This window comes from Pseudomonas imperatae (assembly GCF_057128625.1).
In genome coordinates this window covers 83,654-105,835 of record NZ_JBSKHP010000015.1, presented here as the reverse complement: position 1 = coordinate 105,835, position 22,182 = coordinate 83,654, and the positions used below count along the sequence as shown (strand labels likewise).

Here is a 22,182-nt window from a genome sequence, read left to right as displayed (position 1 = left end):
CAGTTTGTAAAGATTCTGCAGACCTAGAGTCGAGAATTACTTCACAGCCGCTTCACTCCCCGGCTTCCTCGACCTTGATGAACGTTGCGCTGAACTCCTTGCATTGGCGATGTTGCTGTAGGCGATTCGCAAAGCTAAACGCGTCGTTCAGCTCGAAACGCTGGAAGATGTCCAATCCCCGCCCGAGAACGATTTTCCAGCCCCTATCAGTAGTTATGTCACGATCGTGTTTAGTCCCTGTCGTGTCGTACACCCAAGTGAGCTGAATGCCCACCCCGGCACAAGCTTCCACAATTTTCTGCAGGCTTTCGGTCTGGCGATCACCGTTGAATTCATCCTCAACGGTGACCACATGTACGGCCACCTCCTCACCGGAAGCAAGCTGCTTACTGATCGTCTCCATTAGCTCCATGAGGTTACGCAATTGATGGAACATTCGCAGGTACGGATCTATAACGATGATCCGCTTGGCCCCTTTTAAGTAGGGCCCAAAAAGCTTATCGAAGGTGACGCCGCGCTGGTTCTCCTGGACTACAAGATGCTGAGGTTTTAGCTCAGGCTCTTTACTCACCGAGACAGTAGATTGAACAGGCTGAACAGAGACTGCATCGCTATCAGTATCCTTGGAAGCAGCGTTAGCCAAATCGAATAGATCTAACTCCGAAACTTCACTCGCCACTAGTCGGTGGTACTGGTTCGGGTACTCGCTCTCCTCCAGGGTGGAGATCAGCCTCTCTACGCCATCTGTTCCTATATAGGTAAAACGCACAGCCGGGTAGGTTGTGTCGATGCGCAGCAACTGGTCTTTGACCCGTTTGCGCCCCTCGATAGCGCAGCGCAACACATCTTCGACCTCAAACTCAGTCGCCTCACCATGAGGAAAGAGGATTTTCATCAAGCCGGAGAAGGTCTTGTTGATACCATCACGATCACGTGTGGAGATGTCATCTGACAACGTGAACAGACCTTTGTAGCGATCTGAGAAATCATGGCTACGCAGTGAGCGTAGAATCTCGGCCAGGTAGTCCACTACGAAGCCGTAGCCCGTGGAAAACATTTCTCCACGGATCACATCCACTTCCCATCCAGGTATGTAGCTGTGCAAGCGGTCGAGGAAAGCTGAGTCGTGGAACTTCTCCGGCAGCGGGTCGAAAAGGTCGGTATGCTTGAGCATGTATGGCACTGTGTGGTCGGTGTTGCCGACAAACACCATGCTGGCCTCGGCGCCAAGGGTTTCAACCCCCCGTGAGAATGACTTGTTGGCCATGTAGTTCTTCATGATGTCGACCAGCGCCTTGTCCACACGCTTCTGTTTGCCGGCGAATTCGTCGAAGGCCACCACATCCCAGTAACCCACCAGACCTAACTTGCCAGTGCCATTGTGGACGAACAGCTTGGGCACCGTTACCTCGCCACCTGAGATCAGAATGCCGTGAGGCGAGAACTCCGAGAACACATGCGACTTGCCAGTGCCCTTCGGCCCCAACTCAATCAGGTTGTAGTTCCGCTCGCAAAACGGAATCAGACGGATCAGTTGCAGGAGCTTATTGCGCTTGCCGAACATCTGCGGGTTGAAGCCGACGCTCTGGATCAGCAGGTCGATCCACTCATCGGTGGTGAACTGCTTACGGGCGTCTAGGTAACCCTCAAAATCGAACCGGGAGATCTGAATCGGCTTGAGCGAGGCTAAAACCCAGGGCGAGGCCGACTTATCCTCAGTGTACTCGTACTCCAGATCAGCGATACACCACACGCCTCCGACCAAAAGCTTCTGATGAGCCTTCACCGTGCTGGAGTCGATCAGCACCTTTTTTATTCCAAGGTTGGCAAACTCAGCCTCGTATACATCGTCCTTGTCGTTGAGAGAAACACTGATCCGGTCAATGACTTTGTGGCGGCCTTTTTCCTTGATGATCGAACGCACCAACCCCGCTTCATTGCGATGCACATAGTGCTTGCGCAGGATTTCTTTGACCGTCTCGATACCTGTTTGAATCGTCGACTCATCATTCGTCGCGCAGTACTGGCCTAACAGGTACTCCAGCACGTAGGACGGCACGATGGCGTTGCCCTTAACAGCTTTGACCAAATCCTTGCGAACTACGAGGCCCGCGAAATGATGGTTGATCTTGTCGTCGAGCTGACTCATGACGGCTCCCGCTTAAAAGTCGAATTCACTGGTGAACGAGCGACGAATCGTATACCGAATGGCCTTGTACTGGGTGAAATGCGAGGTCCCTTCCACCTGTTCTTCAAGCCGTAACTCAACCTGCTGGTTGTTTGCCTCATCAGCTTTCCGGCTCAGGATGAAGCGAACCGACAGCTCGCGGTCGCGCGGGTTTTCGGACGCGAAATCGAACATCAATTCATGAGAGTCGGAGATCAACTCACCGCCGAGGGTGAACAAGCCTGCACGCAAGCGGCGAGCTTGCTTCTTCTCGGTGACCGCCTCGGATTGATACAGCACAACAGCCAACTGGCCAGTCGTGATGCTCCTACCTCCACCTCCGATGAACTCGACGTCCACACTTCCGACATCGCTTTGGCGCTTTTTGTTGATGCGCACAACTGGGATCACCACCTCTTGCAGCGTGGCCCCGCCATGCACGAAACGGCTGCCAGAGCCTTTGAGACGCAAGCGATTGATCGACTTAGGGATCTGTACATCCAACGATCCTTGAAGTCCCAGCTGTTCAGGAGTGAAAGTCCGGAAACCAGCTTGACTACGCAGACCGCGCCCCAGTACAAAACGCCGATCACGATAGAGCACCTCATCACCGTCCGGCACGTTGCTGAGAAAGTCGCTCTCATCCAACGGTCGGTGCTGATAGAGAAAGCCATGATCTGCAGTAACCAATAGGTTGCTGGCATTGGCGTTGGTCAGTTTCTTCACCAGGCGGACAAGCTCGGACAGTGTCTCTTCCGCCGCAGCAAATACCCGCTCCTCGGTATCTCGGGTATCGCCTGTTTTGTCGATCAGGTTGTGGTAAACGTAAACCACATCGTGATCCCGCAGCAGTGCCCGCGAATCTGCCTGGTTCATCGCCAGTAGGTCCTTGGCCAATACAACAGCAGAACTCGGCACCGCAGCAGCAAGTATCTTGCCCCGATTTGCCGAGCCCTGTGCGCTTTGACCATCCACCAACGCATCACCACTATCATTTTCAGCTAACTGAAGTGCCTGGTTAGGTAGCAGTGCAGCCATACCCAGTTGGGTGTAGCTCGGCAACATGGAAAGCGCCGGCTCCAATTCTGCCTCAAAGCGGTCTTCACGGCGGATAAGGCTATGCAGCTCTTCACCCACCTCATACCGGAAAGCATCCGAGATCAGCACGCAGACCTTGGTCTTGCGCTCCAGGAAGGGCCTTACGCAGCGGCTGAAAAAATTCCGTTGCAGCATGATCGGAGCTGCCGTCCAGCTCGGAGTAGTGTCCACAAGTTTTTGCCAACGATCATTGAGAGGCGCCAGATAGTTGTTGGTGTACTGGTTTTCGATCTGGGCGCTGAGCGCCTCCAGCAAGGAGGCCTGGCCAGACTTGCGTGCGTGATGGACGAATTTGCGATACAGCTGATCCAGCCGGTACCAGCTCTTCGTATACTTCTCCACGCCATCGGCCAGGGAGATCATTTCCAGCTTTGCTGCATCCCGCGTCTGTAGGAACTGGGCAGCATGATCCAGCGCCAGATAGACATCCTCGAAATAGCTGAACCAATGGCTCTGTCGTCGCTGACGAACAGAATGCTCCACATCGGCAGCTGTCGCCGTCCGGGCTACGGTCGCATGAACCAGTTCACTAAGGATCTTGCGGTCTATCAACTCGAAGTAGTCGAGATCCAGGAGGTTCCGGTAATCGAGCTTATGCAGCTTCTCACCAATCTGAAGCACCTCCGCACACTGTGCCGACAGGAGCTCGAAACTGCCTTGATGCGAACGACTGTCCTTCCAGCGCCGGAGAAAAACCAGCGACTCAGCAGACAAGCGCGACTTGTACTCAGGATCAGTGCCCATCATGAAGCAGGCCTTGAACAGCTCAATCACGAAATCATGCAGCCCCGGCTGCTTCGACACGTAGCCGTAAGCGCGCTTCATCTGCTCCCAGAGGAAGCTACCCAGACCGCTTGTTTCAATGAGCTTGATGCACGTACTTTCAGCACTCGCGAGCTCAGCCAACAGCTGCTCAACAATCACATCCAGTCTCGGCTCACCCTTCGAGCCAGCACAGACAGCGAGCATTTTGAAACGCAGCATGCTCTGCGAATCGCCCGGTTGCAGCAGCTTATGCAATTGCTCACGCCGCTTGGCCGCAGCGAAGAAGGCAACGTGCTCTTCCAATACTGGATAGCAGTCAGGCCCCAACTCCAGCTCGGCCAGCCAGAGGGCAAGCTGATCCGTGCGGAAGATATTGCCGCTGCCCAATTGCACATCGAGCAACCAATTATCCAGATAGGCCGGCTCTGCGCCCTCGCGATACAGCAGAAAATTCTGCTCGGGCTGCTCGCGCAGAATGCGGTACTTAACACCGAACTCGTTATTGATCAGCTCGATTTTTTCGACACCCGGCAGCACTAGAGATTCAAAATCCGCACGAAACTCCTGACGATTGTCATACCAGAAGACAATACGCTGCTTCTCAAACAGGCTAGTCAGCGCCTGGGTAATCTTGGCATTATTCATGAACGAATCAATCCTCACCCTTGGCATCTAATCCGACGATCTTCTTAAGTGCTGCTCCCAGCTTGAGGTAGTTGATCTTGACGCCATCGTCTAGATCCAACTTACGCTGCTCGGTCGCCAGTGGGTAGAGAGTGTCACGCTCGTAGTCGTCCAGCTCCAGCAACTGCTTCTTGAGGAGTTCGACTTCCTTGATGGCCTTGGTCTTCTCGCTCGGGCTAGCAGAAGCACTGATGGCCACCTGCTGCAAATAGTCAAGACGCGAAGCGAGCTTCTTGCGGAAGTCGCGCAGGTAACTAAGTACCACACTGACCGTATCTGGGCGGTAACGGTGCAGGTACACCAGTGCGCTGAAGGTGCCCTTGGGGCTGCTGAACAACCAATAGATGGGACGTTTCTTGTAGCGCTTCACATGGTCTGCGTAGAACTCCCCCAGAAAGAAGTCGCGCAGGCTGTAGGTCCGTTTGCCTTTAACGTTGAGTGCCTGCTCGATAAAGGTCAGGTTGTCTTCATAATGCTCATCTCCAAAGGCCACACGCAGAAACTGGCGGAAGCGCAGGGCGATGTCGTCGGGGAACCAGTCGCCATCAAGTAGCGGGATCACGTTATCGTCATCCGCCGAGAAGCTGGGCTGCGGCACCTGGGCGAGATAATCCGCCAGCGTCTCGCCCTGGTTTGCCAAAATTAGGCCCGGTTTGTCCGGGCTGTAGCGACCGAACATGCAACCCACTGCATAGCTCACCAGCTCTCGCATAGTGTCGGCCAGCAGCATGGCCTCCAACTCTTCCTCGCTTTTTTCGCTGCCGTAGCGGTAGTGCGGGTTGCAGGTGAGCGTGATCTTACTTAGGTCAACCTCCTTATCAAGCTCATCCTGCAGACCATATGCGTCGATAAAGATTCGGTTGTTCTCTTCCTCCAAGCGCTGCATATCCAGCGTAATCTCGCGCCAGTGGGTACGAAGCCTCTGGTAGCTAGCTTTGAGAGTGGGCTGGCGGTGGTCGGAGTGCAACAGCGGGAGGCTGGTGAAGTCCCAAGAAGTTTCATAGGAATCCCAATCACACTGCGAGATAGATATATTTCTCGATGAGATATTACTCGAAACTGAGGTAGGCACATTGCTATATGGTAAGTTGAGAGCGTGCCCAGGCTGAAAACGAATGGCTGGAGAAAGTACTTTCATGTACTCCGATGCAACAACGCTATTCAAATACGCAACAACTCCGAGCCGGTCAGAGTCTGGATCAACGAAGCCCATTGAACCGGTGGTATCAAACATGTAGCCGCCAGCAACATTTCTAACTGAAAATCCTTCACCGGAAACGCTAGACCAAGTTATCCCAGGCCTAAATGCCCATTCCCCATTGTAGTTATGGGATCTTACCCTGCCTGTTTTCTGATCGATGAAATTGAGGATCCCCTCCCCGTCGTTTTCCCAGTCGACTAGATATTCATTGTTGCCGGCCCAGCGCCGATATTCTCCGCCCTTAAGGTAAGCTTGCCATTTGACGTTCTTTCTTACGTTGCCAGGCAAAGATGTTTTGGATGCAGAAACCTCAAACCACAGACGTAGAAATGTTGCATTGCTGCCAGTAGTGAGACCTTCTCTAGATGAAAGTATGTCGCCCAACTTTGGAAAGATTTCAAAACTCGAGACGAACGGATGTGTCAGCCAATAAGCAATCGGGGTATCAGGTATGGCTTTAAAGTCAACAGAAGAAGCCCGAAAAAAATATTGATCAAGTTTCTGATCACGGGTATTGCCCCGATTATCACTCATTCTTTATCTCCCGCCGGCAATACCTTGCGGCCAAAATCAATTTCAAGCCCATCCGGCACCGCTTTGAACAGGCCGACCGGTGTGCGATAGTTGCCCTGGAACTGGCGTAGCGCCCGCATGTCAATCTCGCCAATCACGCGATAGGCCAGGCCGATATCTTGGAGAGTGGTCACTGAATAGCCCCCTCTGGAACAACCGGAGCTACAGGTGCCTCACGACGCAATGGCCACTCCGGAAACTGCTGATTCCATGAATCAACCGAAAGCACCAAACAGTCTGCAATGTGCTTGCGTTTCCAAGCCTCGAAGGATTCGTTACGGATATCTGCCAGCAGACGATCCTTAAAGCCGAACATGAGCGCCTTCTGGCGATCTGAGTCAAATGCATCCAGACCAAGCAGCACGATGTATTTGAAGGGTTTGCTGTCCCGCTGCATCAAGTGAAGGTAGAGGTAGGAGTCACGCGCCTTGGGTGTTAGCTCCTGTGTCAGGACTGAATTGTCAGTCAAGCGTTTCAAATATGCATTGCGTTCCCTGTCCTGGCTTCGTGAATGCGATGGATCCTTAATCTCGACCAGCAGGATGTCCTGATCGCGCTCGATCACTAGATCGACGAACTTCATCCGTACGGGCAGCTTTAGGCCTTGCTTGTCGAGCTCGCTCCAGCTCACTCCATCGGGAAAGTTGAACAGCAGCTCAGCCGTATCTTCAGCACGATATGCCGGCATCAATCGCTCCCCAATGCGCGCTTGACATCTTCATCGTAGAGCTCAGCGAAAGTGTTGCTGATAGCACTACGGCCGACAATGTTGTAGTCCCCCTGGCTTTCCCGCTGAATGTCGTCACTGCCAGCTTCGCGATACAGGCGATGGAAGATCACATGATCCCCCTTGCCCCTGTCCATCAGCAGGTCAAACCACTTCAGAAGGACATAGTCGTGGGTGGCGAGGATCACTTGCTGGCCGTTGCGGGCAAGCTCCAGCAGGGCCAATACGAGATCCTTCATCAGCTTGGGGTTGAGATTGGACTCAGGCTCATCCCACAACAGCGGGCCAGTAGTGCCGGGGTTGAGGCTACCGTTGCTGAGCAGTCGCTGTAGTACGCCAATTTTGCGGAACCCCTCGGCCGTCATGCCACTGGACAATCGCTTCTTGCTGCTGGCCACAAATTTCCATTCAGTGCTGTCCTGGTACATTTGGGCATGCTTGGATTTGCCGCGTACAGAAGAGTGCTTTTCTACGAAGCGGCCAGACTGGAAGATGAAGCAGCCGTTTTCAAGAAGATATTTTCCACCTATCAAACTAGTCAGGCGGGGCACGATGGTAGCAAAGCGTGGGTCAAACTGAACTTTGGCGTTTAGGTCATTTTGCCCCTCTTCCACCAACTGGTTAGCGAGATCCAAATAGCCGTCGTCGAACACGCGTTCGATTGTGGGCAGGTGAGGCGCTTCGGCCGTCAGCCCCCGCACCAGCGACAGTACCTCCTTGGTCGGTATAAAGATGGCGGGAGTAACCTCGCCATTCATGTCAGTACTAACCTTAGCAACCGCGGCACTGCTGCTAAACCTAGCTGAAATTGTAATTTCGTGGTCTGTTGCAAAAGAGGCTCTAAGCAAAGCCTCGCCACGCGTGCCCGTACGGCGTAGCTCGCCAAGTTGATTGCTGAACGGGTGGTAGAGCCGGCACAATTTGTGCGCGAGCTGCTCACCAGCATGCTCCCCACGGACTTCTCGCCCGCTCAAGGCCAGAATAGCCTTGAGCAGCTGAGTTTTACCCGTACCATTCTCACCGAGCACGATGTTGATACCCGGCGAAAATTCGATAGTTAGATCGGTGAAGGCAGTGAAGTTCTTCAGCTGCAGGTTAGTGATCATGCAATCCTGCCTTGTACGATGGCCTGGGCCATCATTTCCATCTTTTCCGCTTCCGAATTGCCATCCACCAGGCGCATGTAAGCCCCCCGGTAATCGAGGTTGTGAGCGTTTTCCAGCACAAAGGCCGTAGTCGACACAACCTCACCGCCAATGCTATCGAAGGCCCTTGCTCCTAAGTGCGCCATTGAGAGAATGGTGTGCTGATTAAGGATACGGCTGCGCAAAGGCGCGAATGAGGAAAGGAACATCCAACTCTGCATGGTGATCATAGCAACAGCTCCACGTTTCAACGCCAGATCCAGATTGCGCTCAATGAACATTGCAAACAGGTCAGATTTGCTGCTTGGAAAATTTTCTTTAGCCCAAGTGCTCAAGCGCGGATTCATGCCTTTGCCGCCCATATATGGTGGGTTGGCCACAACAACTGCGTAGCGCGGGCTCAACGCGTCAGCCATGCGCAGGACACTCAGCACTTTTTTGTGCGTCTCGGCCAAGAACAGGTTACTGCCCATGTCCTTGCTTTCTAGCGTACCCAGTAAATCGGCTACGTTGGCGACCTTGGGCACAATCAGCGATCCGAAATTGTCGGCCTCGCTAAACTGCTGCAACGTTTCTCGCAAGCCATAGTTGAACAAATCACGGCCGACAAAGGCCATGTACTCGTCCAGCTCTTCGCTGCTGAAAACCACTTTATTCAACACGGTGATTTTTGGCTCGACACTTTTAGTGAAGAAGCGCCGTTGGCGAGCACGTGCCTTCATAGTGAGCGCAAAGGCTGCTAGCTCCCCCGCACGCTCATCCAGCTCGATACCGAAGAGGTTGTGAGTGAGGATTTTTTCCGGGATCTCAGCCGGGTCATAGCCCTCCTCTTCGTACATCGCATAAAGCAAGTCAAAGGCGTAGGTGAGCATGTGGCCGGAACCACACGCGGGGTCGCAGACCTTAATGTCCTCTGGGCCGTTGATCTTGAGAAAAGCGGTTTCTGGTCTCTCTGGCGGTATGTAGTACTCCATATGCTCTGTCAACCGAGAGCTTGGCCGGTTGAGTAGCCAAAGACGGCCCAGAGAGTTGTCCACCAGGTAGCGCACAATCCAGTGCGGAGTAAACAGTTGAGTGGCAGCCGGGATGTTCTCTGGGGTAATTTTCTGACTCTTCCTCAACCCCTCGAACACCGCGTCTTTTTTCTCGGAGATGTAGAACTGGTAGAGCCAGCCGATCACCTCGACATCCTTGCAGGCATCGGGCGTCATAGCCTCACGGGTGTAGGCCAGGATGGAATTGCCAGAAAGCAAATCTTCGGGCATCAGCAACTCGGTGAAGTCGTCGATGCGTTCGAATAGAAAAGGCATCGACTGATGCCAAGCGTTGCACGCAGCAACTACCAGCAGGCGATATGCTTCTCCCTGCGAGTCGCTGCTTGGTGATCGACCTGCCAGAAGGTCCAGAATCTTCTGACGAACCTGATTCGGCACCATCGCTTCGTCGATGTGCCCCATCTTGGATTCAGCCAGAATCTCGGGCTGGAACTGTCCCTCAGCAGGCGACACAACTCCGATGCGGGTGTAGCGGTTGACGTCCATAAAGCGCAGAGCGCAGAAACGGTTGAACCAGGTGTAGGCAACTCGCTCCTCCACATGCTCGCGACCGGAACTGTTGATCAGTTTTTCCAGCTCAGACACAACCTGGGAACGCTCACGGCGAGCGGCACTCTGCGGCGCCAGTACCACATCCAACTTGCCGCTCACCTGATCCAGCAGTACGCGACGGGCGTACTGCGCAAATTTCTTGAGTTTACTGGTATCCATCAAATTTCCTCTAGGCCGCTTAATCGAACGGCCGTAGACTTGGCCTCGCACCGAGCGGGCCAGTTGCGTTTATTCCGTGTCAGATCTGCACTCGGTTGCCGGCCAGAATTTCTCTCAGCCAGGCTTCACGTTGCTTCTGCAGGTAATCGTCCAGCTCAGCTTCACTGGTCAACCAGGGCTTTGCGTAGCCAACTTTGATGTGTCGGGACTGCACAATGCGCGGCTCCGCCACTTCCAGCGCCGGCTGTTTAGGCGTCTCAGCGCCTGGCGCTTCGGTGCTCTCGGGGCGGCCATATAGCGTAGGCTGCTCAGGAGGGGCCGGTTTCGGACGCGCCAGCTGATCAAGTTTCAACAACAGCTGAGGGTATCGTTCATCCTCAAAACGATTGCGCTGGTCACGAATGACCGCAATCAACTTCTGTCCTTTCAGCTGTTCCTTAACCTGCGCGAAGGGGGCCGAGAGCTGCTGTTTCTGCCCCGCGTCGAGAGCCGCGTAACCCTCATCGCCCTGAAGGCGTTGCTCCAACTCATCGAACAACAGCTCGCAGGCTTTTTGTTCGTTTGCCAGTTGATTGGCAATATTTAGCTGAAGTGCCTCCAACTGCTGCCGGGCTTGTTGAAGACGATTGCCTTGCCAGGGTTTAGCATCTGCGAGCACAGCTCGAATTGCGTCAACTTCGGACAAGCCAATATAGGAAAAATTCTCTTGCTGCTCCTGAACCAGCAGACGCGCCTGGTCGTAGATCTCTTTCTGTGCGCTTTTCATAAAGCGCTGCACAGGGTCGATGATCTGCTCCTTGGCATCGAGCAGCGCATCTTCTGCGCGTGAAAGATCCGTCAGGAACCAGGATGGACTCTTGGTCGCGATTTCCTTGAGAGTCGCCAGCACACCGTCCAAAACGCCAAGGAAGGGATACTGAACCTTCTGGCCATGCAATTCGGCCAGACCAATCTCCAGCTCCTTGATCGCGTCTACCGTCTCACGCGCCAGAGCGCGAGCCTCATTGCTGCTAGCCGGTTGGTCAAAGAAATCCGCAAAGAAATCCTTTAGCGCACGCACCTGGGAAGCGCTGAATTCGATCTGTGGTTCCAGCACGAGAGTGGCATGGGCATTAGTATTACGTAAGCTGCGCTCGAGCAGATCACCTTCCAGTGGATTACTGTCTTGGCGAACTTCAACCTTTCCTCGCGCACTAAGCAGGGCGAGGTTGCAGAGAATTGCGGCGTAATACCAACCGTAACTCTTACGTTCGAATCGCTCCAGCAGGCTTTTTACAGTAGTGCGAACACCGCTTCGAGCATTAGTCTGGATAAAGGCCAACAGCTCCTGCTCGGGCTCGCTCAGGCTGGTGGCATCGTTGGCAAGCAGCCCTTCCTGGTCCTGACGTAGGTACTTACCAATATCAACCTCGCTAAACGGCACATCCCGCAGCATTCGCAGGTTCGGATATGTGCTTTCGATGAGCTGGTAAAAACCTTTCAAAATTCGTGTCTGACCATCGGTGCTGGGGGCTTCGATATCGGCAGCATTGATGATCAGCTGGGCACCTGCCAGCAGATGCTTGGCACGCTCCTGGATTTCCGCAAGACGCTCGGTATTCTGGAAGCTCTTAGAGTCAAGGATTCGTTTGACAGCCTCTTGTTGAGTGCTGCTGTTCTGACGAATGTACGTCTCCGTGCGCTTGTACATGGTCAGGTCTTGCATGAAACGAGCATCGGCAGGCAACACGACACGCAACTCATCACGCCCCATGCTTTGCATGCGCTGCACGGTGAGATTATCGAAGTTGTCACTGAGCGGTGTTACAACATGGAGGGTGAGCTCATGCTCCCTACTGAGCACCCGATCATCCATCTTGCGGGTGTAGGAGTAGTCCTGGCCGTTCTCGTAGCGGATCTTGCGCTGCTTGATCGCGCCATCGAACAGCAGAACCTCTAGCTCCTTGAGGATATCCGCAGACTCCACCTCGGTGCTCTTGATCTCTTCCTCAATGTCCTTCTCTTCGTCTGTAAGGTACTCGTACAGATCGCCGTTGCGTTGGATGTAAGTCTGCTGCTCAAGCAGACTGAGCGCAGCTTCCAGTCTCTTGCGCTGGGCTGGCACGTCCTCGCCGAAACGCTCTAGCATCAAAACACTTAGATTTCGCAGAGTGGACTTGAACTCCTTGACATACTTAACCAGGAAAAGAGCCTTGAGGACACGGACAGCGTAATCATCACCTAGATGGTGCTCAGCAGTATTGATCGCACTCTGAATCGCACTTTTCAGTGCACCACGAATGCCTTCAAACATTCGATCAAAGGTGGCCAGCTGCCCAACCGGCTCGTTATCAATGGCGATCGCAACTTCGCGGAAGACACCGAGCATTGAGCGCTCACCCACCGAGTTGGCTTTACCTTCAAAACCGTTGTGCAGAGAAATGCCTCGGATGGCTGACTGGAACAGCGGGAACTGATACGGCACAAAGGGATAGCAGTAGGTGAAATGCTGCAGATCGCGGAAATTCTGGTAATGCTGACCCCCATCGGCGAACTCGAACAAGGTCTTAAAGTTGTTGAACTGTTGATCGTAGACGGTTTTCAGCAGGACTGCACCGCTATCGTTCTTGGTCAGCAGACGCTTCTGGATCACCTCGGCCACGTCAGCGCTGGTGAGCTTGAGACGGTTGGAAAAGCGAGCCTGGATTCGGGTGAAGTCGTTACTCTGCTGCTTGCTCATGTCACCGAGTACGGAGTTCATATCTTCCTGAGCGGTGACGATGATCCAAGCCCTGCCCTGGCACTTAGTCGCCAGGCTTTCGGCGACTGTTTGTAGGTTAGTCATCAGCTTGGTGTTTTCGGCGACGTATTGACCTACCTCATCAACAAAGAAATTCAGGCGATAATTGGCCGGCTGCTTATCTAACCAGGCTTTGACCTGGTTGCCAAAGTCCTCAATGGAGACACTGTATTGGGTGCGATACTTGTCGAGGATTCCCTTGGACAGCGTCGGCTCTTCGCCGGTGATCTGTGCATAAGCCTTTGCTATATTGCCGGACTCCAGCAGGGACTGTTCACGTCCACGCTCCCAGGTTTTTTTGGCGATAACCTGGTAGGCATCCTTAAAAGCATCGAACTGCTCGCGACTGTCGAGATCTCGTTCAAACTGGGCAATGTAACCTTGTCTGCCGAAATAACCGCACATCTCGTTGAAGACCTTCACGAAAACCGACAGCAAAGCGTCGATTTGTGTCTTACTGATAATGTCGGCCTTCTGGTCAATGTTGAACAAGATGCTCTTCGACGAAATGGCAACGGCCTTCTTGAGCTTGCTTCGCAGTAGCTCATCGTCCTCGTGGATCTTGGGCAGGAAGATATCCAAGGCAGAGGTGCCATCAATGCGTCGGTTTTCCAACAGAAGCGCCAGCATCTTCAACAAGTGCGATTTACCCGACCCGAAGAAGCCAGAGACCCACACACCATTGGCGCCGTGATAGTCGGTGTAAGCATCAAGGAAATGCTCCAGACGCTTAGCGACCTCATCGGTCAGCACATACTCACTCAGCTCGTTGTAAAGGCTAGCATCATCATCTGCCTTGATCACCCCTTCGATAGGACGGCTGACGGGGTTCAGGAAAATGCCGTTGAGTTCCATCTACTGCTTCCTCAGGCCTGTGTCTCGAAAATGTTGAATGCGCGGTAGTACTTGTCGTCATGCAGCAAGCCAAACAGCTCTAGCGAAGCTCCCTGTTCCAGCGAGTAGCGATACTCGCCAGGGAAGAACATGACCGTTGGCTTGGACTTTGCTGTACTTTGCAGATTATTCAGCACGTTGTGTGAGCGAATATAAGGGAACACCTCACCGATGCCAGAGAGAAATAAAACGTCATACTCAGCAGCTGCGAGGCGTTCTCCAATTGCAGGGATCAGATACTCCTCGATGCCCAATACGTTCTGCAGAGTCTCCAGCAGTTGATCTTTTTCTGCCTCCTGCTCGATGGAGAGGAGGTCATCCCAGAGACTACCTTCGTCACTGCTGCCCTCCCGGGCCTTGAGCAGTTCAATGGACAAGTCATACAGATTGATGTCTAGGGCAAGGATGCCTCTCCCTTGGAGGCAAGGAATGCTCATGTTCGCTAGCCGTGTTATCAACTGCCGGCGTACACGCTCCATTTCCACCGTTTCACTAGCCTTGAACTCGCAGATGTAAAAGGGTAGGTCATTGTTCAGCCCCCTCATCTCTAGAAAGCGCTGGCTGCTGATAACGCCCAGCAGATGTTCGAAGCGTACGGCCAACGACTGCTCGCTAATTTTCCGGCTCATTGAAGCCACCTCTGAATTTCGCTATCCGTGGCAGGAAAAACCAACAGATGCTCACGCCCATGCTTGGCTATCAATCGGGCGAGATAAGGACTAAGCAGCGCAGACTGAATCTGACCTTGATCGGAGAGCAGATCAGCCTCGCGCAGCATCTGAAATACACCATGGCGCAGACGGTTTTGGGTGGAGACTGCAAGCTCGTCCAGCTCCTTGTGCCAAAGTGCCTTAGCGTTGTAGAAAGCCTCGTAGTCAGCACTCATGATCTGGTGACGTCGGTTGAGATAGTACTCGTGCAATACCTCAATGGCGAAATCACGGATAAAAGAATAACGGCGGCAGGTCGCCGACCAAAGCAGGTAACTGCGTTCACGACGGTTACCTTCGACCAGAGCCTCCAGTTCTTCGACATCAAGCAGTACAAGTCTCCCGAACAACTCTATGCTAATGCGCTTGGCTGCACTAGCTGTACGCGCCTGCAGAAGGTTACCATTACGCACCTCAGCACGAGTCTGCGACCAGTCGCGCAGCGATAGGTAACGCTCAGCTACTAGAGGGGCTTCCTGTAGAAATAGGCCACCTGTTGTAAACGACAGACGGTAGCGTTCAGTGCTCATGCTGGCTCTCGTGCCACATCGTCGTTCGCCCCACCTCCTTTCACCCAGGCGTCTACATCGCACCTCTGGAACTTCCACAAACGCCCCACCTTGTGTGCAGGCATGCTGCGTTTGGAAATCCATGAGTAAACCGTGTCTTTGCTGACACCCAAGTGTTCTGCAATCTCATCGACGCTCAGCCAACGGTCAGTCATCGAATTTGCCTAGAAAAAACTGCAATCTTAACCGATTTGAACGGGTTAAGCAGGCATAAGCATGAGCTAAATGCCCAGATTCAGCACGCGAGCTTTAGATCGCCCACAAATCCTTCGACCTATCGAAAAAGCACGATAAGGCCGCTCCACCAAGCTCTGAAGCCCTGTCACAGTCAGGAACGTATGCACCTCAATCCAACCTCAGCAGCCTGGCTCCCAGTCATTATTCTGATGCTGCCGGGTAAAGCAGAAACGTTGTGGGGTGATGCGTGTTATCCGTAGTCGTTTAGCTCAGTGACCGCGCTTCGGGCCTGAGGCCGCCCAACATCGGGGGCCGTAATGACTATCAGCGGCTCAAGAATACTTGTCGCGGTATTCCGATCGGTATTCCAGCTTAAAATACAAATCGGAATTCACAAATTTAATCAACGAGTTACTTACTTAATTCAAATTACCCCGGCTCCACCAAACAAAGCGTCACGAAAAAGGCACCTCTAGCAGGTGCCTTTTTTTGTTTCCGGGTGGTTGTTTTCGCGCCCTTCATCCCGCCAGAGATCACTGCCCATGCTCCAAGAACGACTGGAATTGCTGAAGCTTCCCAAGCCTGCACGCGGGGCGATTGATGACCTGGTGCGGGCGTTGAATGCGGCGAGTACGCGCGAGGATCTCGAGCGTGAAGCGGCGCTGCAGATTGAGGTGATCGCCGAGCTGGCGAGTAGCCGGAAGGTGCGGCCTGCGGATGTCGAAACCCTGTACATCATCTTCGATGACGCCGTGCAAGAGCGCTTACAAGCGCTTCAGCAATAGACCCGCTCGACACCGTTCCCGTAGGAGCCGAGCTTGCTCGCGATAGCGCCCGCCTGACCACCACGCATCCCCGCTACCAACCCTGTGGGAGCGGGCTCTGCCCGCGAAAAACCCACCGCGAAACGTAGCCGCTGCCGAAGGCTGCGCTGGCCCTCAGCCCCACCAAAAATCCCCAGCAAACCCCACCTTGCGACAAACCCCATCCCCCGTTACCCTTCCCTCCGTCGCTGCCAAATCAGCGACCTGGGCGTAGGAACCCGGAACAAAACTAGGCGCGCACGTGCCAACCGTATCGACTGCAAGCGCTCACGCGCACCTGCAGCACGCTATGGCAGCTGTGCGTGGGCACGCTCGCGCGTGGCCGGTTGCCTAGAGTTCCGGTATTCCTACCCCACGTACAGCTGCCACCTAAAGCCCGTAGGAAGGCCTGTGGCAGCTCCATAACTCTGGGAGCTAGACCATGAATCATGATGTTCAGAATTTGACTGTTGAGCAGCTGCTTTATGACGCTGAGGGGGTTCTTCGGTGTGCGAAGGCTACGGCTTATGAGCATGCGGATGATCTGGCGGGGGATCGGCGGGATCATGCGTTTGCGGTGGTGCATTTGATTGAGATGGCGCGGGGGAAGGTGGAGGCTGCTTTGCGGGTGGGGGATGCTTCCGAGATTGACGATCGGAGTAATGGGATCTAATAGCAGTTGGTTGATTCCGGTCAGTCGCGAGACAACGTGGCTGACCGGGGACGGAGCTCCGTTCAAATGACAGCGCTGATGTAATCACTGGTGACCATCGCGAATACGTCTTCCCGGCAGGCAGAAATCCACGTACCCACGCCAATAGCCAAACGGCCAACATGGCGTTGAAGCGCATGGGCTTCCAAGATCGCTTGGTCAGCCACGGTATGCGCTCAATGGCCAGCACCATCTTGAATGAACATGGGTGGGACCCGGAGCTCATCGAAGTGGCACTGGCGCACGTCGATAAGGATGAGGTACGCAGCGCCTACAACCAGGCTGACTATATAGAGCACCGACGTCCAATGATGAAATGGTGGAGCGAGCACATTCAAGGCGCCGCCACAGGGAGCCTTTTGATCTCAGCAGTCATGACTGTGGTAGGAAGTTCAGCCCTCGCAACGGCTAATCTTGCCGCTGAGAACCTCGGCTAGCATGCGCGGATAGTCTCGTGCTCAGCAAGAGATGCTTCACACCCGGCAGCGCTAAGACGCATGCTGAGTGGCTCCCTCAGCTGGTCGCCAGCTGTTGCTTCAGTGAAGCAAGGCCGGTCACAAGCCGACTTTTTAATTTAAAAAATCCTTTAAAAACAAGGCCTTCATAATTCGATGGTTTTCAGCCCATACCTCCAGCCCATACTGAGATGCCTGTAGTTCTCTGATCAACAATCTCGGCCCAACCAACAATGTGCCATCACTCTGTCGTTATCCATTAGACTCCCGGTTTTTGTCGCCGAAAGGGAGAGCTAGCGTGATCGAACAAAAGGTAGAGGCTTACATCGAGCGATGGGGTGGTGGTAACAGCCGAGGAGGTAATGAAACTGCCAACCTTCAGATGTTCCTCACTGAGCTTTGCACTCTACTAGATCTGCCGCAGCCAGAGCCCGCGCGCGCAGAGCGTGGCGACAATGCCTACATTTTCGAGCGAAGTGTGACCGAACTGTTCGCAGACGGAGGCAAGACTAATCGCCGGATTGATCTCTACAAGCGTGGCTGCTTCATCCTTGAAGGCAAAGACACCGGTAAGCAGACCGGTAGCGACGGCTGGGACGCATCTATCACCAAAGCCCTAAAGCAGGCTGAGAACTACGCCCGCTCCCTTCCCCCAGAGGAAGGTCGCCCACCATTTATCATCATTGTCGATGTCGGTAAGTCCTTTGCGCTTTACTCCGAGTTCAGCCGATCCGGTGGAAATTACGTTGCTTTCCCGGACCCACGAACTCACAAGATCTCTCTAGAGAAACTGCGCGACGTTGAAACTAGAGAGCTTCTGAAGAAAGCTTGGCTTGATCCTCAGAAGCTTGATCCTACACGCTATGCGGGAAAAATCACGCGCGACATAGCAGGTCAGCTCGCTACACTTGCCAAATCCCTTGAGGACAGCGGCCACCCTGCCGAGCAGGTCGCCAGCTTCCTGATGCGCTGCCTGTTTACCATGTTCTCAGAAGACGTTGGGTTGCTTCCGGAGCGCTGCTTTACTGAGCTACTTCAGAATTTACAGGCCAAACCGGAGTCGTTTTGCCGGCAGCTACGGAGTCTCTGGCAGACAATGAACACCGGCGGTTTTGCGCCAGCGCTAGATGCCGAGGTGCTTCGCTTCAACGGTGGGTTATTTGCCGATGCTCATGTCATTGAGCTTAACGCTCAACAAGTCAAACTGCTGACTGCTGCCTCGAAGGCTGAATGGCATTATGTTGAGCCGGCTATTTTTGGCACCCTGCTGGAGCGCGCCCTCAATCCGCGCGAGCGCCACAAGCTCGGTGCACATTACACTCCACGTGCCTACGTTGAGCGCCTAGTGCTACCGACCATCATCGAGCCACTGCGTGCTGAGTGGGCAGAAGTCCAAGCCGCAGCCCTGACGTACAAACAGCAACGTAAAACTAAGGAAGCCATCGCCGAGATCCGCAAATTCCACCATCAACTCTGCCAGACTCGCGTGCTTGACCCGGCTTGTGGTAGCGGTAACTTTCTATATGTAACCCTTGAACACATGAAGCGACTTGAGGGTGAGGTACTGGAAGTGCTTGGTAGCCTTGTGAAATCGGGATCCTTTGAATTGGAGGGACTAACTGTAGACCCTCACCAGTTTATAGGAATTGAGATTAATCCACGTGCTGCCAAAATTGCCGAAATGGTGCTATGGATCGGATACCTTCAATGGCACTTCCGCACCTATGGAAAGGTCAACCCACCAGAGCCGGTATTACGGGATTTTCACAATATCGAGCACCGTGATGCGCTGATCACCTACGACTCTGTTGAGCTAATCACTGATGAGGCTGGCAAGCCCATCACACGCTGGGATGGAGTGACCTACAAAACAAGCCATATTACCAAAGAAGAAATTCCCGACGAGTCTGCGCAGACCGAACAGTATCGCTATTTAAACCCACGTAAAACAGAGTGGCCGCGAGCAGATTACATCATTGGCAACCCGCCATTCATTGGGACTAAGTTGATGCGAGACGCTCTAGGAGATGGTTATGTCGATGCAATTCAGGTTGCTTCGCCTGAAGTCCCACAAGCTACCGACTTCGTTCTTCGTTGGTAGCATCACGCGGCGAGCTTAGTTATCTCTGGCGAAATCAAGGCGTTTGGATTCATCACGTCTAATTCCATTCGCCAAACTTATAACCGCCGTGTACTTGAACTGTTTTTGAATAACGAAAAAACACCACTCTCTCTTACCTTCGCTATTCCTGACCATCCTTGGGTTGATACCGCCGATGGAGCAGCAGTCCGAATAGCCATGACAGCAGCGAAAGCCGGTTACCACGAAGCTAATGTGCTTCTAGTTACCAAGGAACACGACAAAGGGCAGCCTTCCGACGAGGATTTGGTCGACCGGGTAACAACTGTGAGCGGTAAGGTGCATGCTGATTTAAAAATCGGCGTCGACATGACAAAGGCGGTCAGCCTATCGGCAAACAAAAAACTTTGTGCAGTAGGATTCAAAACGATTGGCAAGCCCTTCCAGGTAAATGAGTCTACAGCCAAGACTTTAGGCTTGGGCAGCATTGCTGGAATTGAAAGATATATTCGCCCCTACCTAAGTGGTCGAGATCTAGCTGGCCAACGGCGTGGCCTCTATGTGGTAGATTTTTTTGGGGTGGAACTGAAGGATGTAAAGGAGTTCTATGCCAGCACCTACCAGTACCTACTGGATCGAGTTAAGCCATTGCGAGAGCAAAATAGAAACAAAAAATTCCAACATTATTGGTGGGTTATTGGGCACCCTAGGCCGATTTTCCGAAAGTTTACTTATGGCCTCTCTAGATACATAGCCACGATTGAATCAGCAAAGCACCGTTACTTTGCATGGGTACCATCAGAGGATGCACCCGACAGTACTTTAGTAACGTTCGGCCTTAGTGATGCGTTTTTCCTTGGCGTACTTTCCAGTCGCCTGCATGTGGCTTGGGCGCTTGCAGCAGGTGGCAGGCTTGGTGTGGGCAATGATCCCCGCTATAACAAAACTCGCTGCTTCGAAACCTTCCCGTTCCCCCACGTTCCACCTGCGCAACAGTCGGTTATCCGTGAATTGGCCGAGCAATTAAACGCTCACCGCCGTCGCCAACAAGCCGCAAACCCCGAACTGACCATGACCGGCATGTATAATGTGTTAGAGAAACTACGCGCCAATGAAGAGCTGAATAATAAAGACAAAGTCATTCATTCCCAGGGCCTGGTATCTGTGCTGCGTGAACTTCACGACAATCTCGACAGAGCGGTGTTCGCTGCCTACGGCTGGAATGATCTAGCCGAAAAGCTGGTCGGCCTCCCCGGCGCGACTACACCATTGCCGGACAAGTCGGAAGCTCAGGCCGAAGCGGAGGAGGAACTTCTGCAACGCCTAGCAGAACTCAACACTTATCGTTCCGATGAGGAGAACCGCGGCCAAGTCCAATGGCTGCGGCCGGACTATCAGCATCCCGCTGGTAAAGATTCGCTGGAACAAGTTGAAACAGAGCAGGAAGACGAGGACGAGGACGAAGTCGAAAGTACTGCTCCAACGGCAAAAACCAAAAAAACTGCTTGGCCTAAGAGTATGCGAGAGCAAATTGCTGCCGTACGCAAAACATTGAGCGCCGAACCTATGACGGCAGAAACTATCACCACACACTTTACGGCTCCGAAAAAAACGTCACCGCTTATTCTTGAGGCACTAGCAGCTTTAGAAGAACTTGGGATGGTTCATTTGGAAGGCGATTGCTATCGACTTGCAAGCTAACCCTTAGCACTAGCGCTAAGTTTTGACACGAGAAACATTTGCCTGCACCGAAGCTCTGTATATGGTGATATCTTCCAAAGGCATTGATAGATCCGCGCCATACACAGCTTACTTTTGGCGCGGATCGCTAAAAAGGGATGAGATATGAGCGATATTCAACTCTTCCGGATGAGTACAACTGGTGATGCTCATGAGCTACCCGGTCGGGCAGTTGCTGTTGAAAAACAGCTTCAAAGCCTTATAGAAGCCCAGATGGAAACTTTTCTCGGAGTACGCTTTATTGCGACCGAGTACACCACCGGCAAAACTCACAAAGGCCGTATAGACTCTCTGGGCCTCGATGAAAACGGCTGCCCAGTTATCGTCGAATATAAGCGGCATAGCAACGAAAACGTGATCAATCAAGGGTTATTCTACCTTGACTGGCTACTAGACCATCAGGCGGAATTCCGCTGGCTGGTGATGGAAAAATTGGGTAAGGATGCAGCCGATCAAATTGAGTGGAGCGGCACGCGACTGTTATGTATAGCTGCAGACTTCACCCGCTACGACCAGCATGCCGTACAGCTAATTCAACGTAACATCGAGCTTATCCGATATAAGCTATTTGGAGATGATCTACTTCTGCTAGAACTGGTCAATGTGGTGAGCGTGGCGGACACCTCCGCCACAGCTAAGTCTATGGATAGTAGCGCAGATAAACCGGCATCTGTCGGTAAGGATAAGACTTGGCAGGAACAACTAGCCCAAGCTCCGACGGAAATCGCTGCACTCTTCGAGCAGACGACTAGCTACCTGCATTCCCTCGGCGATGATGTGCAAGAGAAGCCTCTCAAGCTCTACCTGGCTTTCCGCCGCCTGAAGAACTTTGCGAGCGTAGTAGTTCAATCTAAGCGGCTGCAGCTTTACCTCAAACTCAATCCAGATTCGGTCGAACTAATGGAGGACTTCAGCCGTGATGTACGAGCTATCGGTCACTGGGGTACCGGCGACTTGGAATTGAGCTTGCGCAACCAGGATGACTTGGAAAGGGCCAAGGCATTGATTGAGCGCAGTTATCAGGAGAACTAGATCTTACGCCGTCGTGTACCGATTCCAGTACCGATTCCAATACCGGGCGCATGATTGTTTGGAAATCAGGGATGGGTATCCAGGCTCCTCATGTTCAATCAATGC

16 protein-coding genes and 1 pseudogene are annotated in these 22,182 nt (G+C 53.2%); 6 read left to right on the top strand and 11 right to left on the bottom strand.

All coding sequences use genetic code 11. The annotated features are described in order from the left end of the window. Positions 1–52: 52 nt before the first annotated feature. The 11 genes from brxL to mads1 form a co-directional block, all read right to left on the bottom strand. Positions 53–2,149 (bottom strand): BREX system Lon protease-like protein BrxL, encoded by a 2,097-nt coding sequence (gene brxL, locus ACWKWX_RS19630; RefSeq protein ID WP_483828641.1) that lies wholly within the window; start codon positions 2,147–2,149, stop codon positions 53–55. A gap of 12 nt (positions 2,150–2,161) precedes the next feature. Beyond that, positions 2,162–4,675 (bottom strand): BREX-1 system phosphatase PglZ type A, encoded by a 2,514-nt coding sequence (gene pglZ, locus ACWKWX_RS19625; protein WP_483828640.1) that lies wholly within the window; start codon positions 4,673–4,675, stop codon positions 2,162–2,164. A 7-nt stretch (positions 4,676–4,682) separates the two neighbouring features. Further along, on the bottom strand, positions 4,683–6,449 hold the full coding sequence (pglX, locus tag ACWKWX_RS19620) for a BREX-1 system adenine-specific DNA-methyltransferase PglX (RefSeq protein ID WP_483828639.1): 1,767 nt from the start codon (positions 6,447–6,449) through the stop codon (positions 4,683–4,685). Next, complete coding sequence (locus ACWKWX_RS19615) at positions 6,446–6,622, bottom strand: hypothetical protein (protein ID WP_483828638.1); 177 nt, start codon at positions 6,620–6,622, stop codon at positions 6,446–6,448. Before ACWKWX_RS19615 ends, pglX (ACWKWX_RS19620) begins: the two co-directional genes overlap by 4 nt. Continuing rightward, entirely contained in the window at positions 6,619–7,176 is a 558-nt protein-coding gene (locus ACWKWX_RS19610) for a hypothetical protein (RefSeq protein WP_483828637.1), read from the bottom strand. Before ACWKWX_RS19610 ends, ACWKWX_RS19615 begins: the two co-directional genes overlap by 4 nt. After that, the gene (locus ACWKWX_RS19605) at positions 7,176–8,321 is read right to left on the bottom strand and encodes an AAA family ATPase (protein WP_483828636.1); all 1,146 of its coding nucleotides are present in this window, start codon (positions 8,319–8,321) and stop codon (positions 7,176–7,178) included. Before ACWKWX_RS19605 ends, ACWKWX_RS19610 begins: the two co-directional genes overlap by 1 nt. Then, on the bottom strand, positions 8,318–10,126 hold the full coding sequence (gene pglX / locus ACWKWX_RS19600) for a BREX-1 system adenine-specific DNA-methyltransferase PglX (RefSeq protein WP_483828635.1): 1,809 nt from the start codon (positions 10,124–10,126) through the stop codon (positions 8,318–8,320). Before pglX (ACWKWX_RS19600) ends, ACWKWX_RS19605 begins: the two co-directional genes overlap by 4 nt. Positions 10,127–10,205: 79 nt before the next feature. Next, entirely contained in the window at positions 10,206–13,760 is a 3,555-nt protein-coding gene (brxC, locus tag ACWKWX_RS19595; RefSeq protein ID WP_483828634.1) for a BREX system P-loop protein BrxC, read from the bottom strand. Positions 13,761–13,771: 11 nt separating this feature from the next. After that, positions 13,772–14,428 carry a DUF1788 domain-containing protein gene (locus ACWKWX_RS19590; RefSeq protein WP_483828633.1) on the bottom strand — a complete coding sequence of 219 codons (657 nt, stop codon included), beginning with the start codon at positions 14,426–14,428 and terminating at the stop codon, positions 13,772–13,774. Continuing rightward, complete coding sequence (locus tag ACWKWX_RS19585; protein WP_483828632.1) at positions 14,425–15,039, bottom strand: DUF1819 family protein; 615 nt, start codon at positions 15,037–15,039, stop codon at positions 14,425–14,427. The genes ACWKWX_RS19590 and ACWKWX_RS19585 overlap by 4 nt, the downstream gene beginning before the upstream one ends. Next, positions 15,036–15,233, bottom strand: coding sequence for a methylation-associated defense system helix-turn-helix domain-containing protein MAD1 (gene mads1 / locus ACWKWX_RS19580; RefSeq protein ID WP_167070214.1), 198 nt, complete (start codon positions 15,231–15,233; stop codon positions 15,036–15,038). Before mads1 ends, ACWKWX_RS19585 begins: the two co-directional genes overlap by 4 nt. A 564-nt stretch (positions 15,234–15,797) precedes the next feature. On the opposite strand from mads1, the gene ACWKWX_RS19575 reads away from it, so the two are divergent. From ACWKWX_RS19575 to ACWKWX_RS19550, 6 genes and pseudogenes are all read left to right on the top strand, one after another. Further along, positions 15,798–16,040 (top strand): hypothetical protein, encoded by a 243-nt coding sequence (locus ACWKWX_RS19575; protein ID WP_483828631.1) that lies wholly within the window; start codon positions 15,798–15,800, stop codon positions 16,038–16,040. A gap of 460 nt (positions 16,041–16,500) precedes the next feature. Further along, positions 16,501–16,731, top strand: a complete 231-nt coding sequence (locus tag ACWKWX_RS19570) for a DUF6124 family protein (RefSeq protein WP_483828630.1) — start codon at positions 16,501–16,503, stop codon at positions 16,729–16,731. A gap of 95 nt (positions 16,732–16,826) precedes the next feature. Further along, positions 16,827–17,207: pseudogene (locus ACWKWX_RS19565) on the top strand (tyrosine-type recombinase/integrase); the annotation flags it as partial. 316 nt (positions 17,208–17,523) lie between these two features. Beyond that, positions 17,524–19,326, top strand: a complete 1,803-nt coding sequence (locus ACWKWX_RS19560) for a DNA methyltransferase (RefSeq protein ID WP_483828629.1) — start codon at positions 17,524–17,526, stop codon at positions 19,324–19,326. 105 nt (positions 19,327–19,431) lie between these two features. Continuing rightward, positions 19,432–21,006 carry a type IIL restriction-modification enzyme MmeI gene (locus ACWKWX_RS19555; protein ID WP_483828628.1) on the top strand — a complete coding sequence of 525 codons (1,575 nt, stop codon included), beginning with the start codon at positions 19,432–19,434 and terminating at the stop codon, positions 21,004–21,006. Positions 21,007–21,150: 144 nt separating this feature from the next. After that, on the top strand, positions 21,151–22,077 hold the full coding sequence (locus ACWKWX_RS19550; RefSeq protein WP_483828627.1) for a DUF5655 domain-containing protein: 927 nt from the start codon (positions 21,151–21,153) through the stop codon (positions 22,075–22,077). The last annotated feature ends 105 nt before the right edge of the window (positions 22,078–22,182 follow it).

Bases quoted from the DNA above. Each gene is read 5' to 3' on its own strand.
- ACWKWX_RS19585 (WP_483828632.1), bottom strand. From the start codon at position 15,039: ATGAGCACTGAACGCTACCGTCTGTCGTTTACAACAGGTGGCCTATTT.
- ACWKWX_RS19550 (WP_483828627.1), top strand. From the start codon at position 21,151: ATGAGCGATATTCAACTCTTCCGGATGAGTACAACTGGTGATGCTCAT.
- brxL (WP_483828641.1), bottom strand. From the start codon at position 2,149: ATGAGTCAGCTCGACGACAAGATCAACCATCATTTCGCGGGCCTCGTA.
- ACWKWX_RS19605 (WP_483828636.1), bottom strand. From the start codon at position 8,321: ATGATCACTAACCTGCAGCTGAAGAACTTCACTGCCTTCACCGATCTA.
- mads1 (WP_167070214.1), bottom strand. From the start codon at position 15,233: ATGACTGACCGTTGGCTGAGCGTCGATGAGATTGCAGAACACTTGGGT.
- pglX (WP_483828635.1), bottom strand. From the start codon at position 10,126: ATGGATACCAGTAAACTCAAGAAATTTGCGCAGTACGCCCGTCGCGTA.
- pglX (WP_483828639.1), bottom strand. From the start codon at position 6,449: ATGAGTGATAATCGGGGCAATACCCGTGATCAGAAACTTGATCAATAT.
- ACWKWX_RS19570 (WP_483828630.1), top strand. From the start codon at position 16,501: ATGAATCATGATGTTCAGAATTTGACTGTTGAGCAGCTGCTTTATGAC.
- ACWKWX_RS19590 (WP_483828633.1), bottom strand. From the start codon at position 14,428: ATGAGCCGGAAAATTAGCGAGCAGTCGTTGGCCGTACGCTTCGAACAT.
- ACWKWX_RS19575 (WP_483828631.1), top strand. From the start codon at position 15,798: ATGCTCCAAGAACGACTGGAATTGCTGAAGCTTCCCAAGCCTGCACGC.
- brxC (WP_483828634.1), bottom strand. From the start codon at position 13,760: ATGGAACTCAACGGCATTTTCCTGAACCCCGTCAGCCGTCCTATCGAA.
- pglZ (WP_483828640.1), bottom strand. From the start codon at position 4,675: ATGAATAATGCCAAGATTACCCAGGCGCTGACTAGCCTGTTTGAGAAG.
- ACWKWX_RS19610 (WP_483828637.1), bottom strand. From the start codon at position 7,176: ATGCCGGCATATCGTGCTGAAGATACGGCTGAGCTGCTGTTCAACTTT.